This is a genomic window from Paenimyroides ceti (assembly GCF_030409925.1).
Window position 1 is genome coordinate 1 of sequence record NZ_JAUFQU010000039.1, and the last position, 13220, is coordinate 13220.

The 13220-nt window shown below is 33.6% G+C and carries 12 protein-coding genes and 3 pseudogenes; 11 read left to right on the top strand and 4 right to left on the bottom strand.

The window, feature by feature from the left end:
* Window positions 1-12: 12 nt before the first annotated feature.
* Window positions 13-824 (top strand): annotated as a pseudogene (locus QW060_RS21250) (glycosyltransferase); the annotation flags it as partial.
* 569 nt (window positions 825-1393) lie between these two features.
* Here QW060_RS21250 and QW060_RS28125 read toward each other — a convergent pair.
* Both QW060_RS28125 and QW060_RS21260 read right to left on the bottom strand, forming a co-directional pair.
* Entirely contained in the window at window positions 1394-1483 is a 90-nt protein-coding gene (locus QW060_RS28125; protein ID WP_317623222.1) for a winged helix-turn-helix transcriptional regulator, read from the bottom strand.
* Window positions 1480-1623, bottom strand: coding sequence for a hypothetical protein (locus QW060_RS21260; RefSeq protein WP_290365099.1), 144 nt, complete (start codon window positions 1621-1623; stop codon window positions 1480-1482). Before QW060_RS21260 ends, QW060_RS28125 begins: the two co-directional genes overlap by 4 nt.
* 46 nt (window positions 1624-1669) lie before the next feature.
* Here QW060_RS21260 and obgE point away from each other — a divergent pair.
* The 6 genes and pseudogenes from obgE to QW060_RS21290 all read left to right on the top strand — a co-directional run bounded on the left by obgE (window position 1670) and on the right by QW060_RS21290 (window position 6993).
* Window positions 1670-2575, top strand: a pseudogene (gene obgE / locus QW060_RS21265) (GTPase ObgE).
* 106 nt (window positions 2576-2681) lie between these two features.
* Window positions 2682-3281 (top strand): porin family protein, encoded by a 600-nt coding sequence (locus QW060_RS21270; protein WP_290362068.1) that lies wholly within the window; start codon window positions 2682-2684, stop codon window positions 3279-3281.
* Between the two features lie 77 nt (window positions 3282-3358).
* On the top strand, window positions 3359-5512 hold the full coding sequence (locus tag QW060_RS21275; protein ID WP_290362069.1) for a S46 family peptidase: 2154 nt from the start codon (window positions 3359-3361) through the stop codon (window positions 5510-5512).
* Between the two features lie 386 nt (window positions 5513-5898).
* Window positions 5899-6129: a hypothetical protein gene (locus QW060_RS21280; RefSeq protein ID WP_290362070.1), complete on the top strand. Its 231-nt coding sequence runs from the start codon at window positions 5899-5901 to the stop codon at window positions 6127-6129.
* Entirely contained in the window at window positions 6102-6467 is a 366-nt protein-coding gene (locus tag QW060_RS21285; RefSeq protein WP_290362071.1) for a hypothetical protein, read from the top strand. The genes QW060_RS21280 and QW060_RS21285 overlap by 28 nt, the downstream gene beginning before the upstream one ends.
* 334 nt (window positions 6468-6801) lie before the next feature.
* Window positions 6802-6993 carry a cold-shock protein gene (locus tag QW060_RS21290; RefSeq protein WP_290362072.1) on the top strand — a complete coding sequence of 64 codons (192 nt, stop codon included), beginning with the start codon at window positions 6802-6804 and terminating at the stop codon, window positions 6991-6993.
* Between the two features lie 55 nt (window positions 6994-7048).
* Here QW060_RS21290 and QW060_RS21295 read toward each other — a convergent pair whose 3' ends face one another.
* Entirely contained in the window at window positions 7049-8107 is a 1059-nt protein-coding gene (locus tag QW060_RS21295; RefSeq protein WP_290362073.1) for a 3-oxoacyl-ACP synthase III family protein, read from the bottom strand.
* A 229-nt stretch (window positions 8108-8336) separates the two neighbouring features.
* On the opposite strand from QW060_RS21295, the gene QW060_RS21300 reads away from it, so the two are divergent.
* From QW060_RS21300 to QW060_RS21315, 4 genes and pseudogenes are all read left to right on the top strand, one after another.
* Complete coding sequence (locus QW060_RS21300) at window positions 8337-9173, top strand: hypothetical protein (protein WP_290365100.1); 837 nt, start codon at window positions 8337-8339, stop codon at window positions 9171-9173.
* Window positions 9170-9334, top strand: a complete 165-nt coding sequence (locus tag QW060_RS21305) for a hypothetical protein (protein WP_290365101.1) — start codon at window positions 9170-9172, stop codon at window positions 9332-9334. The genes QW060_RS21300 and QW060_RS21305 overlap by 4 nt, the downstream gene beginning before the upstream one ends.
* A complete protein-coding gene (locus QW060_RS21310; protein ID WP_290362075.1) occupies window positions 9294-11582 on the top strand; it encodes a hypothetical protein in 2289 nt (762 codons plus the stop codon). Before QW060_RS21305 ends, QW060_RS21310 begins: the two co-directional genes overlap by 41 nt.
* An 18-nt stretch (window positions 11583-11600) precedes the next feature.
* A pseudogene (locus QW060_RS21315) lies at window positions 11601-12957 on the top strand (UDP-N-acetylmuramate--L-alanine ligase).
* A gap of 42 nt (window positions 12958-12999) precedes the next feature.
* Here the strand turns inward: QW060_RS21315 and QW060_RS21320 are convergent.
* Window positions 13000-13220, bottom strand: a 221-nt coding sequence (locus tag QW060_RS21320; protein ID WP_290365102.1) for a DUF1287 domain-containing protein, incomplete at its 5' end; no start/stop codon positions are given.

Genomic DNA, 13220 nt, shown 5'->3' on the forward strand with positions numbered 1-13220 from the left:
AAATGAGGTATCATTACTGTTGACAGTGATTCTATTGTTAAAGCAGATACGCTGAGAAATCTGGTAAGTCCGTTTGTTGGCAACGATAAATGTGGCGCTGTAGCCGGAAACGTTAGGGTATTAAATGATAAATCAGCATTATTCCAAGAATGCTGAATGTAAGTTTTGTTTTCAGTTTGAATTCATGCGGTCTGCGCAAAGTTCTATAGGTACCGTTTTATGTACACCGGAGCTTTGGCTGCTTACAAAAAAGAGGCTGTTATGAATTGTCTTGACGAATGGATGAATCAGACTTTTATGGGACAGCCAACAGATATTGGTGAAGACCGTGCCATGACCAATATGATATTAAAACAGGGATATCATGTACTGTTTCAGAAAAATGCTTATGTATTGACTAATATTCCTGAAAAATATAAAAGTCTTTATAAGATGTTTATACGATGGGAACGAAGCAATGTGCGTGAAAATATTATGATGAGCAAATTCGCTTTTACAAAATTCCGTAAAGAATCGACTGCCGGCCCCCGAATATTATTGCTTAACCAATGGTTAAATGTGATTTTGGCATATCCGTTCACATTGCTTATGCTGATTTTATTGTAACACAACCGTATTATTCCTTAGTGCAACTTTGTTGAGTATTTTTATCTTTTCAAGCATACAGTATTCTTTTATGCCAAAATACACAACTTGGTCAGAGTCATTCTGGCGTATCCATATAGTATATTTTATGCTTTTACCTTATTCTGGATTACACCGTATGCAATTGCTACGGCCGAAGAAGGGGATGGTTGACACGGGGTTTATCCGAGAAAAAATAATAACATCAAAATTGAAAAAGCCAACCATTACGGTTGGCTTTTTTTATATAAGATTATCAAGAGTATTCCAGTGAGAGGATAAAGCTTATACTTTGTTTTTTGGAATGGAAGAATCTTTTTATAGTCATTTATCTATTAAAATAAAAAGGAGACAATTATATTGTCTCTCTCTTATAAAAAGCGTTATATGCCAATTGTCAGTTGCGTTTGGCTTTAATAGCTGATGCCTACAAATTTAAATCAAGATGATAGATATATTTAAACCCCAATTGTATCTGACAAGATGTGCAAAAACGATTCTTAATTTATTATTACTATACATATAGAATAATCATACCAATAGCGGTAAATAGTGAAATATAAGTATTAACTTATTGATTTTTAATTACTTATGTTTTATTTTGTTTTGAGCATAAATGGGGAATTCCCATTCAATTGGGGAATCCGTTCTTAATTTATAAAATAAATAAAAGTATAAAGATTCAGAAAAAGTTATTTTTTCTGAAAATTGCAGTCCTCCTTTTCAAGTAATAATAATCCCCAATCATTGAGTTTCCATAGAACCTCAACTAATTTTCCCCTAATTCAGTAAGAGAATATTCTACACGTGGAGGAAGTTCAGGAAATGCTTCTTTTGTCAGAATCCCGTCCTGTATCATTTCATTAAGTTGGAGGTATTGGCCTCCAGTGGAGTAAAAATAGATAAAATAGGAATCAGTTTGCTTAAAGAATAGCAGACGGAAAATAAATAGAATGACAGAAGGAAATTTTGTAGATTACGTAAAGATATATGTTGCATCAGAAAAGGTGGTAAAGGATCTACGCATTTACATAGAGAAAAGTTTATTGAAAAAGGCGGACCTGACGGAGGTGATGGCGGACGTGGTGGTCACGTGTATATTGTAGAAATGAAGGTTTGTGGACACTTTATCACTTAAAATTTGCCGCCATATAAAGGCAGGTCATGGTGGTGACGGGGTAGTGCCAGAAGTACAGGCGCTGATGGTGAAGATAAAATGATAGAAGTGCCTTTGGGAACTGTTGTAAAAGACAAGGAAACAGGAGAAGTATTATTTGAGATTACAGAACACGGAGAGAAAAAAATATTGGCTAAAGGCGGTAAAGGCGGATTGGGTAACTGGCATTTCAGGAGTGCAACGAACCAAACCCCAAGATATTCTCAGCCTGGAATACCGGGTGAGGAGCTTGATATTATCCTTGAGCTGAAGGTCTTGGCAGATGTAGGTTTGGTTGGTTTTCCAAATGCAGGAAAATCTACATTGCTTTCTGTTTTAACTTCTGCAAAACCTAAGATTGCTGATTATCCGTTTACTACTTTAAAACCAAATTTAGGAATTGTGGCTTACAGAGATTTTAAATCATTTGTAATAGCAGATATACCCGGAATTATTGAAGGTGCAGCAGAAGGAAAAGGATTAGGGCATTATTTTTTACGACATATTGAGCGTAATTCTACCTTATTATTTCTGATTCCTGCAGATGCAGACGATATAAAGAAAGAATACGATATACTGTTAGATGAGCTTCGCCGCTACAATCCGGAAATGTTAGATAAAGACAAACTTATTGTAATCTCTAAATCAGACATGCTTGATGAGGAGTTACAGACTGAAATGAAACAGCAATTGGACAAAGAATTTAATGGTATACCGTATATGTTTATTTCTTCTGTGGCCCAGCAAGGGTTGACAGAACTGAAAGACCGTCTTTGGAAAATGCTTAACAATTAAAGTGTTTCTGATAAGTTGCAGGAAAAGAGATTTAAACCCTGCGTTTAGTATAAAGAAAATGCTTAAAAAAATTATCTTTGTAAGAGTATTAAAAAAAAATAAGATTATGAAAAAACTTTTGTTCAGTATGTTATTCTTGGCTGCAACTAATTTTGTTTCAGCGCAGAGCTTTGATTTTGGTATCAAAGCAGGTATGGTTTACAACGCAGATAAAGGAGCTATTAAGTCCTTTACCAATGCAGTTGATGCTAAAGGAAAAGGAAGCGCAGGTTTTCAGGCCGGGGTATTATCCAGAATCAGTCTTATAGGTTTTTATGTGCAGCCAGAAGTTTTATATACTTCGTTTAAAAATGAATTTGACGATGCTAATGGACAGTCATTCAAAGTGACCAAACAGCGTATTGATATTCCTGTAAACATAGGAAAGAAATTTCTTGGAATAGCACACGCTCAGGTAGGACCGGTATTCTCTTATTATTTAGATGATAAAAACTCTCTGAAAGACATCGTAAATGCGAAACAGGATCAGTTTAATGTCGGTTTTCAGATTGGTGCAGGAGTTGAAATTTCTAAATTACTGATCAATGCACGTTACGAATTTGGATTAGGTAAAGTGGGGTCTACTTTTATGGATAAAAATAATATCGAGTATCAGGTAGAAAACAGACCGAATCTGTTAAATGTATCACTGACTTATTTATTCTAAAAGAATAAAAAGACAATATATAAAGTATAACTCTCTAATAAAATAGAGAGTTTACATTTTTTAATCAATCTATAACAATGAAAAAATTACTATTAATTTTCACAGCCGTTATTTTAGCTTTTCCGGTAAAAGTAAAAGCTGATGAAGGAATGTGGTTCTTGATGTTCATCGAGCGTCTGAACCATCGCGACATGCAAAAAATGGGACTTCAGTTAACTTCTGAAGAAATCTACAGTATCAACAATCACTCATTAAAAGATGCTATTGTGCAATTTGATGGAGGCTGTACTGCAGAAATTATTTCAAATCAGGGATTGGTATTAACCAATCATCACTGTGGATATGATAAAATTGCTGAATTAGCCACTCCTGAAGATGATATTCTTACGAATGGATTCTGGGCAAAAACAAGAGCAGATGAGCGTAAACCAAAAAGTTTATCCGTTCGTTTCTTTGTTCGAATGGATGATGTTACCAAAAGAATTTTATCAAAAGTAAATGATAAAATGTCTGAGCTTGAACGAGAAAAAGCAATCAATCAGGAAATTGCAAAAATTGAACAGGAAAACAACGAAGGTGGAAAATATACCGTTTCGGTTCGTTCGTTCTTTCAAGGAAATGAATATTACTATTTTGTTTATCAGGATTATAATGATGTGCGTCTGGTAGGAACACCTCCAAATGCGATCGGTAAATTTGGTGGAGATACAGACAACTGGGAATGGCCTCGTCATACAGGAGATTTCTCTATCTTTCGTGTCTACACAGATGTAAATGGTAATCCTGCAGAATATTCTCCAAATAATGTTCCAATGGTACCGAAACACCACTTGCCTGTTTCTTTAGCAGGAATTAAAGAAGGTGATTTCTCTATGATTTTAGGTTATCCCGGACGTACCAACCGTTGGATGCCAGCAGCCGGAATTGAACAAAACGTAAAATTTGCATATCCTGCTTGGGTAGAAGGTTCTAAACTGGGAATGGATGTGATGAAAAAGTATATGGACAAAAGTGATGAAGTTAGACTTCGTTATGCAAGTAAATATGCTGGAGTTGCCAACTACTGGAAAAACCGTCAGGGTATGATTGATGCATTGACTGCTCACAAGACAGCGGCAACAAAGCATAAAGAAGAAGCTGAGTTCAACAAATGGGCTAATAAAAAAGAAAATAAAGCAACTTTCGGAAACGTAGTGGCAGACATCAATAAATATTATGGTGCGACCAATGAAAAAGCACGTCATGACAACTATCTGATGACTATTTTACGTACTTCTAACTTGGCAGCATTACCTTATAGTTTTGGGCGTGCTTTAGTGGTTTATGCTGAATCTAATGCAGCAAAACGTGCTGAGATGAAACCAAGTCTGATGGAAGCAATTGAAGAAACCTATAAAGAATTTTATGGTCCTTTAGAAAGCGAAATGCTGGCAAAACAGTTAAACCTATACGCTACCAAATCTACCGGGTATGCAATAGCGCCTTATGTAAAAGAATTAGGAGAGAAAACAAATTTTGATTATACAGCTTATGTGTCAAAAGCATTTGATAAGAGTGTATTTTCATCTAAAGAAAAAATGATGGCTTATTTAGACAATCCGGATAAATCGATTGTTGAAAATGATGAGCTGTATAAATTATCTTCTGATTTGTTGACAAAATACAGAGAAAACCCAGAAAATCTTGAGACCTTAAAAAATGATTATCAAAAATCTTTCAGATTATTGGTAGATGGTTTACGAAAAGCAAATCCAAATAAAAAATACTATCCTGATGCGAATTCAACTTTGCGTCTTACCTATGGAAAAGTAATCGGATTACCACGAGGAAATAAAGTAAATGATGCTGATGAGAACTGGTATACAACTTTAAAAGGAACGATTGCTAAAAATAAAGTAGGAGACGAAGAATTCGAAAATCCAAAACGTTTGATTGACTTATACAATGCAAAAGATTATGGACAATATGCTGATAAAAAAGGATATTTGCCTGTAAACTTCCTTACAGATCATGACATAACAGGAGGAAATTCAGGTTCGCCGGTATTAAATGGAAAAGGAGAATTAATCGGACTTGCATTTGATGGAAATATCGAAGCTATGGCAGGAGACGTGATTTTTGACCCTAAATTGCAACGTACCATTAGTGTAGACATTCGTTATGTATTATTTATCATTGATAAATATGCTGGTGCAAAACATCTGATAGATGAGATGACCATCGTACGATAATAAAGTAATCTGCTAAACATTTTGTTTGGTCGTAAACCCGGTGATATTTAATATTACCGGGTTTTTTATGCATAAATAAATTGATAATAATAATTTAATTAACATTATTAGGAATAATATTTTTTTTTATTTAATATAGCACTATTGAAATAATATTTTGGTTTTAGATATAACTAAGATCAACGAGTGTAGCGGTATAACTATGTGTATTAATTACTAATTACAGGTCAAAATTATGAAAACGATTCCTGCTTAAAAACGATCTTAAATGAATATAATGAAAAAAACAACTTTAGTTATTGTGATTGTCTCAATAGCTTTTTAATTTATAGTCTTGTAGTAATGATAATTTTGAGTCAAAAACTGCAACATATAGTAAAGAATCTTTGTCAGAAGAAAATTTAATCAAAAATTACGCTAAAGCTTATTATACACTTTCACGATTTATTGGAGAAAACGAGGTGTTTTTCAAGACTTTTGATCCTGGTAAATATAATTTTAATAATGATAAACAATTTATTGATTTTATTAGTGAAATGAAACTCGATAAAGTAGAAAATGTTAAAGCTGTAGCTGAAGTGTATCCGAAGTGTATCCAAGATTACATAAGGATATAAATGATTTAATATTAAAAGAAATTAATGCTACGGGTAATAAAGATATATCTAAAACGGAGATATTTGCTAAATTTAAAGTTGAAATGTTTGAATTACGAAAAACCGATTTAGTGATTTCTTATGGGTCGAAAAAAGAATGTTTAGAAGATTGGCAAGATGGATATTCAGACTGTAGAGAAGATTTTCTTATCGAGGCAGGTTTGTCAGTTATCGCTGCAGGTGCTGGGATATGGCCAGGGTTAGTTGCAGGTGCAGCAACTATGTTGAAATACGAAATATGTATAGGGAGAAATGATAGGGATTATAAGAAATGTATGGGCAGATTAAAAACAAAATAGATGAAATCAAAAAAACTGAATATAATTTTTATTATTAATACGATTGCTTTTTTTGTCGTTCCGACATTATTGGTGCATGAGAGAATGATACAGTATATTTTTTACAGCGTATTCTTAGTAATTCATTTTTACTTTTTATTTGTATATAAAAATAAATAGCACTTCATTGTATTAATCATAAGTGTATTGGTATAGTTTGAAAAAAGCATAAAATATTTTATAAGTATTTAAAAAAAAAGAACCTTTTTAAAAAATGTATTGAAAATATTTTAAAAAAAAGCTGTGGTGTGATAATAAAGTGCTATCTTTGAATCATTAATATAAATAATGCATAATGCAAGAAGGTACAGTTAAATTTTTTGACGAAACTAAAGGTTTCGGATTTATTTCTCCATCAGATGGTAATGGAGATGTTTTTGTTCACAACACAGGGTTGTTAGATAATATTCGTGAAAACGATAAAGTTGTTTATGATGTTGAGCGTGGACAAAAAGGGTTAGTAGCAGTAAATGTGAAAAGAAAGTAATAAAGATATATTTTTTATTTCATTAGCGTCGGTATCATATACCGACGCTATTTTTTTAGAACTTATATACCAAAGCATTCACGTTCATTCCTGCGCCCACTGAGGCAAATAATACTACATCTCCGGGATTGATGCTGTGTGTTTCTAACTCCTGATTAAAAATCATAGTAAGCAGTGAAGGAATTGTAGCTACACTGCTGTTGCCGAGTTTGCTGATTACCATGGGCATAATGTCAGCAGGTGTGGCTTTATCGTATAGCTTAAAAAACCTGTCTACAATGGCCTCATCCATTTTTTCATTGGCCTGATGTATGATGATCTTTGACAGCTGATCAATAGAAAAGCCACTGGCATCAAAGCACTTTTTCATTGCTGAAGGTACGTTGGTTAATGCAAATTCATATATTTTCCTTCCGTTCATTTTGATATACTTGATATCAGGAGAACTTTCAGAGTTATAGGACTTGCCGAAATAAAGATAGTCTTTTTCTTTCAGAGTAAAAGAAGCTGTTAAATGCGATTGTACACCAGTGTTGTCTTCACTTAATTCAATAACGGCAGCTCCGGCTCCGTCAGCATAAATCATACTGTCTCTGTCATGGATATCAACTACCCTTGAAAGGGTTTCTGCACCTATAATAAGGCATCTTTTCGCTATTTCGGCTTTAATAAAAGCATTTCCCTGAATTAATCCTTCGATCCACCCCGGGCAACCAAAAAGGATATCGTAAGCCACACAATAATTATTCTTAATTCCCAGCTCATGTTTTACACGGGAAGCTAAACTCGGAACCATATCTGATTGAACTGTACCAAAACGGACATCTCCAAAATTATGTGCAAATATTATATAGTCCAGCGTTTCAGGATCAATCTCTGACTTTTTCAGTGCTTCTCTCGCTGCAATAAAGCCAAGATCAGAAGTGACCATGTCTTTTGATGCATAACGCCTCTCTTCAATTCCGGTTATTTCTTTTAGTTTCTCTGCAATGGTTGCATTGTCATGTTTTAAGGTATTTCCATTTTCATCCAGAAAATGATGATCATCAAAAAATAAGTTGGTAATTGTTTCTGAAGGGATGTAGTTTCCTACACCAATAATTTTACTTGTCATGGATTTTGTTTTATTTACTATCAAACTTTCATTGAAAAATATTTTCTGAAAAGAAAAGATAATATATAAATTTAGGGAAAAAATGTTGGAAAACAATGGTTGTTTTGGTTTATTTTTCAAAATTTAACTTTAAATATTGTTTGTCGTATGGTTGTGTTATTGTCTGATTTTACTGTAATTTTGCGATACATATTTTTGCTATATTTTAAACAAGATGTACCTTTAACCTATGAAAAAATGGTTGTTGCTGTTAGTGCTGTTTATTGTGTTTGGATGCGTAAAACAACCAAATGATATTGCAACATCTTTTTATTACTGGAAGACTAATTTCACTTTAAAACCTTCTGAGAAAGAATTGATGCAAAATTTAGACGTAAAAAAACTTTATATACGCTATTTTGATGTAGCACTCAAAGGTGATGTAGCTATTCCTTTGACTGCCGTTGTTTTCAATGATACTATACCGGATGTGGAAATTGTTCCTGTTGTGTATATCAAAAATGAAGTAATGCTCAATGCTAAATTGAATTTGAACGATCTGGCAGATAATGTCTTACGCTATATTGAACAGATAAATAATAGGTATAAAATCGATATAAAGGAAATTCAGTTTGATTGTGACTGGTCATTGAAAAGTAAAGAACGCTATTTTTCTTTTATTCATTTTATTAAAGAGAAAAAGGAATTAAAAATTTCGTCTACCATTCGTTTACATCAAGTTAAACACCATCGTAAAACCGGAATTCCGGATGTTGATGAAGGGGTGCTTATGTATTATAATATGGGAAGTATTGCTCCAGATTCATTGAATTCAATTTATGACGGTTCGATTGCCAGAAAGTATATAGGTTCTTTAAAAACTTATCCACTAAAGCTTAATGTGGCTTTACCTATTTATTCATGGCTAATACACAGCAGAGATGGAAAGGTAATAAATTTACTCAGTCGTATACGCAGGGAAGACCTTGAAAAAAACGCTGCTTTTGAAAGAAAAGATAAAAATCGTTTTCTTGTAAAAAAAGCAGGTACCTATTTCGGTAAATTCTTTAAACAAGGGATCAGATGAAAATTGAGCAAATTGAAGCTGAAGATTTACAGCAGATGGTCCGTGATATTTCTGACAATATACCGGATAGCCCGAAAGAGATTATTTTTTATGATTTAGAAGAAAAGAATATTAATAGCTATGAAAAAGAATTTTTTAAAAAACTGGTCACTGATTTTTAGCAGTGTCGTTACATTAACTGCAGGCGTATATGCTTACGGATGTGCAGATGGTTGGTGGGGATATGATTATTCCTCATCTTTTGCACCGGAGTATTTTGTTGATAACTCATATAAACCATTGTTTTACTCGCCTTATGAGCGATTTTATAACAATGATTACCTGAGTAATTATACTTCAAAACACAATGAAGATATTGTACAGGACTGGAAAAATTATTTAGGAAATACAGTGCCGTCAGCAACACTGAAAGCATATCTTATTACTGACTCATTGAATATGGATATCCAGAGATTTCATGAAAACTCAAAAAATAAATTATCATCATCTCTGAATACATCTGATAAAAAAGTAAAAAAGTTTTTAGATTTTCTGTACTATGCAAAAATGATCGAAGATTATTCAACGCAGACCTATGATTATTGGAATTATGAAAACCGGGTAATAGAAAATGCCAGTCAGTCCATTGTAGATGAAGTAGAAAAATTTTATAAAAAGGTAGACAAAGGCGATGAGTTTTTTGCCAATCGTATGTGGTTTCAGGTACTAAAAGCAAAATTTTATTCTGACAACCGGGCATCTGTTATTAGTTTCTTTGAGGAAACAAAGGCAAAACAGCCTCAAAATTTACTTTACTCAAGAGCTTTGTCTTATGTTGCAGGAGCTTATCATGCACAGAAAGATTTTATAAAAGCTAATCTATATTATGCAGAAATTTTTAATAGAGAGCCAAAATTAAGACATGAAACCCTGTATAATTTCCGTCCGATGGATAAGAAAGAACTCAATACAGCATTGGCATCGACTAAAGATAAGGATATACAAGCCGCTATATGGGCTATGAGCGGTTATTATCAGGATGAAGCTGCATGTATGAAAGAAATATATGCACTCAATCCTAAAAGTCCTCATATTGATTATCTTCTCACACGCTGGGTAAATATTCAGGAAAGTGCTATTAATGTTTTTATGGATAAAAGCCTCAAAAGTACAGCTGAATACCAAAAAGAAATCAAAGGTAAAATCGACCAGAAAACATTAACATGGATAAATGATGTAGCATCAAAACCGGAAAAATTAAACAACCCGGCTTTGTGGAATATGGCAGCGGGATATTTAAATATATTCCAGGGAGAGCATCAGAAAGCAAAATCCTTATTTGACAAAGCTTTAAAAACAGCTGGAAATGATAAAAATATAAAAAATGAAGCAAGGTTGTTCAATTTGATTAATGAAGTTTCTCAGATAAAGACAATTGATGATAAAGCACAATCTACTTTGATTACTGATTTGAACTGGTTATTCTATGAAGTTCCGCAACAGCATACTTATGATAGTCCGTTCAGATATAATTATGCTTCCTCATGGATTAAACAATATATATCTGCTGTTTACAGAGGTAATAAAAATCCATTAATGGCAGAATTGGTCAATTCAGACCGTTCTTATTATTTAGTAAAGGATAATGTAGCTGCAATGGAACAATTCTTTCTCAGAAAAAATAAAACAGCATGGGAAGAAATGTTTGTTGGATTATATGATTATAATTTAAGTGATATCAATGAGAGCAATGCAATTTATCTTTTTTATCAGGATAAAGTAGATGCTGCCATTGCTGAGATGGAAAAAACAACAACCGCGAAAGGTACTTATTATGATAATACAGAATATACGATTCTTTATAAAGATCTCATACTGCCGGGTAATCCGTTTAACGGAAAAATAAAAGATTGTAATGATTGCGATCACATGGCAAAGCAGACCGTTACCTATACAAAAATTTCATTTTTGAAAAAGGTAAAAGAAATGCAGGATAAAATAAAAGCTGGTGATGATGTGTACAACAATGCATTATTGGTAGGTAATGCTTTTTATAATGCCAGTTATTTTGGTAATGCGCGTACTTACTATTACAACAAAATCATCGGAGAATATGGTAATGGTATAAGTGCCTATAATCAACCGTATCTGATGTCCATGAAACAGGTTAGAAAATATTATGAAATGGCGTTAAAAGCAGCGCAGACAAATGAACAGAAAGCTAAAATGTCTTATCTTTTAGCAAAGGTTGAGCGCAACGAATTTTATAATAAAGAATATTTTTCCAGAGATTATTACTATGGGTATGGAGAGATAATGATAAAAAAATGGCAGGGATTCAAAGACTTGCAGACAAAATATGCTGATACTAAGTATTATCAGGATGTCATCAACGAATGCGGATATTTCAGAAAATATTTAGGAATATAAAACTTAAATAAAATAACAATGCGAGTACATTTTATAGCTATAGGCGGAAGTGCAATGCACAACTTAGCGCTGGCTTTGCACGATAAAGGAGATGTAGTAACCGGTAGCGATGATGCCGTATTTGAACCGTCAAAATCAAGATTGGAAGCCGCTGGGATATTACCGATGGAAATGGGATGGTTTCCTGAAAAAATTAATAAAGAGATAGATGCTGTTATTCTGGGAATGCATGCCAAATCAGATAATCCGGAGTTGCTGAAGGCACAGCAGCTCGGGTTGAGAATATATTCTTACCCTGAGTTTATATATGAGCATTCAAAACAAAAAACACGGGTAGTGATTGGAGGCTCTCATGGTAAAACTACTATTACCTCTATGGTTTTACACGTACTTAATTATCATGGAATTTCTGTTGACTATCTCGTGGGTGCTCAGTTAAAAGGGTTTAAAAATATGGTTCATCTTACTGATGACAATGATTTTATTGTACTCGAGGGAGATGAATACTTATCTTCTCCTACTGACTTGCGTCCGAAATTCCATTTATATCAGCCCAATATTGCTCTGATAAGTGGTATTGCATGGGACCATATCAATGTGTTTCCGACTTTTGAAAATTATGTTGATCAGTTCCGTATTTTTATTGACAAGATTACTAATGGCGGTATTCTCATCTATAATGAAGAAGATAATGTGGTAAAAGAAATTGTAGAGGCTTCTGAAAAACCTATCCGTAAAATAGCGTATAATACCCCAGAATATTCGTTAAGCAAAGGGAAAACATATCTTGAAACACCAGACGGGGCAATGCCGATTGAAGTGTTTGGTGATCATAATCTCAACAATTTGGCCGGAGCAAAATGGATTTGTCAAAATATGGGGGTTGATGAAGTTGAGTTTTATGAAGCCATTGCAAGTTTTAAAGGTGCTGCAAAAAGACTGGAAAAAATTGCAGAAACATCCTCATCTGTAGCTTATAAAGATTTTGCACATTCACCAAGCAAAGTAAAAGCAACTACTCAGGCAGTTAAAAAGCAATATCCTGAAAAAAAACTGATTGCCTGTCTGGAACTACATACGTATTCGAGCTTGAATCAGAATTTCTTTCAGAATATGATGGGGCCTGACAGCAGCAGATATAGCGGTTGTATTTTATTCACCTGATGCGGTTGCGATTAAAAGACTTGAAGAAATTTCTAAAGAGCAGATTGAAAAAGCTTTTAACAGAGAAGATCTTATTGTATTTACGGATCCTGTTGCATTTAAAACATTTTTGAGTCAAACATCATTTGAAGACAGCGTCTTGTTGTTAATGAGTTCAGGGAATTACGGAGGATTGGATTTTGACGAAGTCAAGAATCTTTTATCTGTTTAATATTACAATAAATAAAAAATCGGTTCTGTAAGAACCGATTTTTTAATATCCATAGGTATAATGTCCTGTAATCTTGTATCGGAAAAGACAATCTTCCAATACCTGACCTCCACCTACATTATGTACAATCAAATAGCGTTTTTTATCTTTTGTCTTTTTATGCGTGACAATGCCTATATGTGGCATCTTATCCTGAATCATCCATGTGACAATCTCTCCGGGTTTATAATCTTTTTGATTTTGAGAAACGGGTAGACTTTTTC

Coding starts and splice junctions, on each gene's coding strand:
- QW060_RS21300 (WP_290365100.1), top strand. CDS start 8,337: ATGAAAAAATGGTTGTTGCTGTTAGTGCTGTTTATTGTGTTTGGATGC.
- QW060_RS21270 (WP_290362068.1), top strand. CDS start 2,682: ATGAAAAAACTTTTGTTCAGTATGTTATTCTTGGCTGCAACTAATTTT.
- QW060_RS21260 (WP_290365099.1), bottom strand. CDS start 1,623: ATGCAACATATATCTTTACGTAATCTACAAAATTTCCTTCTGTCATTC.
- QW060_RS28125 (WP_317623222.1), bottom strand. CDS start 1,483: ATGATACAGGACGGGATTCTGACAAAAGAAGCATTTCCTGAACTTCCT.
- QW060_RS21295 (WP_290362073.1), bottom strand. CDS start 8,107: ATGACAAGTAAAATTATTGGTGTAGGAAACTACATCCCTTCAGAAACA.
- QW060_RS21290 (WP_290362072.1), top strand. CDS start 6,802: ATGCAAGAAGGTACAGTTAAATTTTTTGACGAAACTAAAGGTTTCGGA.
- QW060_RS21275 (WP_290362069.1), top strand. CDS start 3,359: ATGAAAAAATTACTATTAATTTTCACAGCCGTTATTTTAGCTTTTCCG.
- QW060_RS21310 (WP_290362075.1), top strand. CDS start 9,294: ATGAAAAAGAATTTTTTAAAAAACTGGTCACTGATTTTTAGCAGTGTC.
- QW060_RS21305 (WP_290365101.1), top strand. CDS start 9,170: ATGAAAATTGAGCAAATTGAAGCTGAAGATTTACAGCAGATGGTCCGT.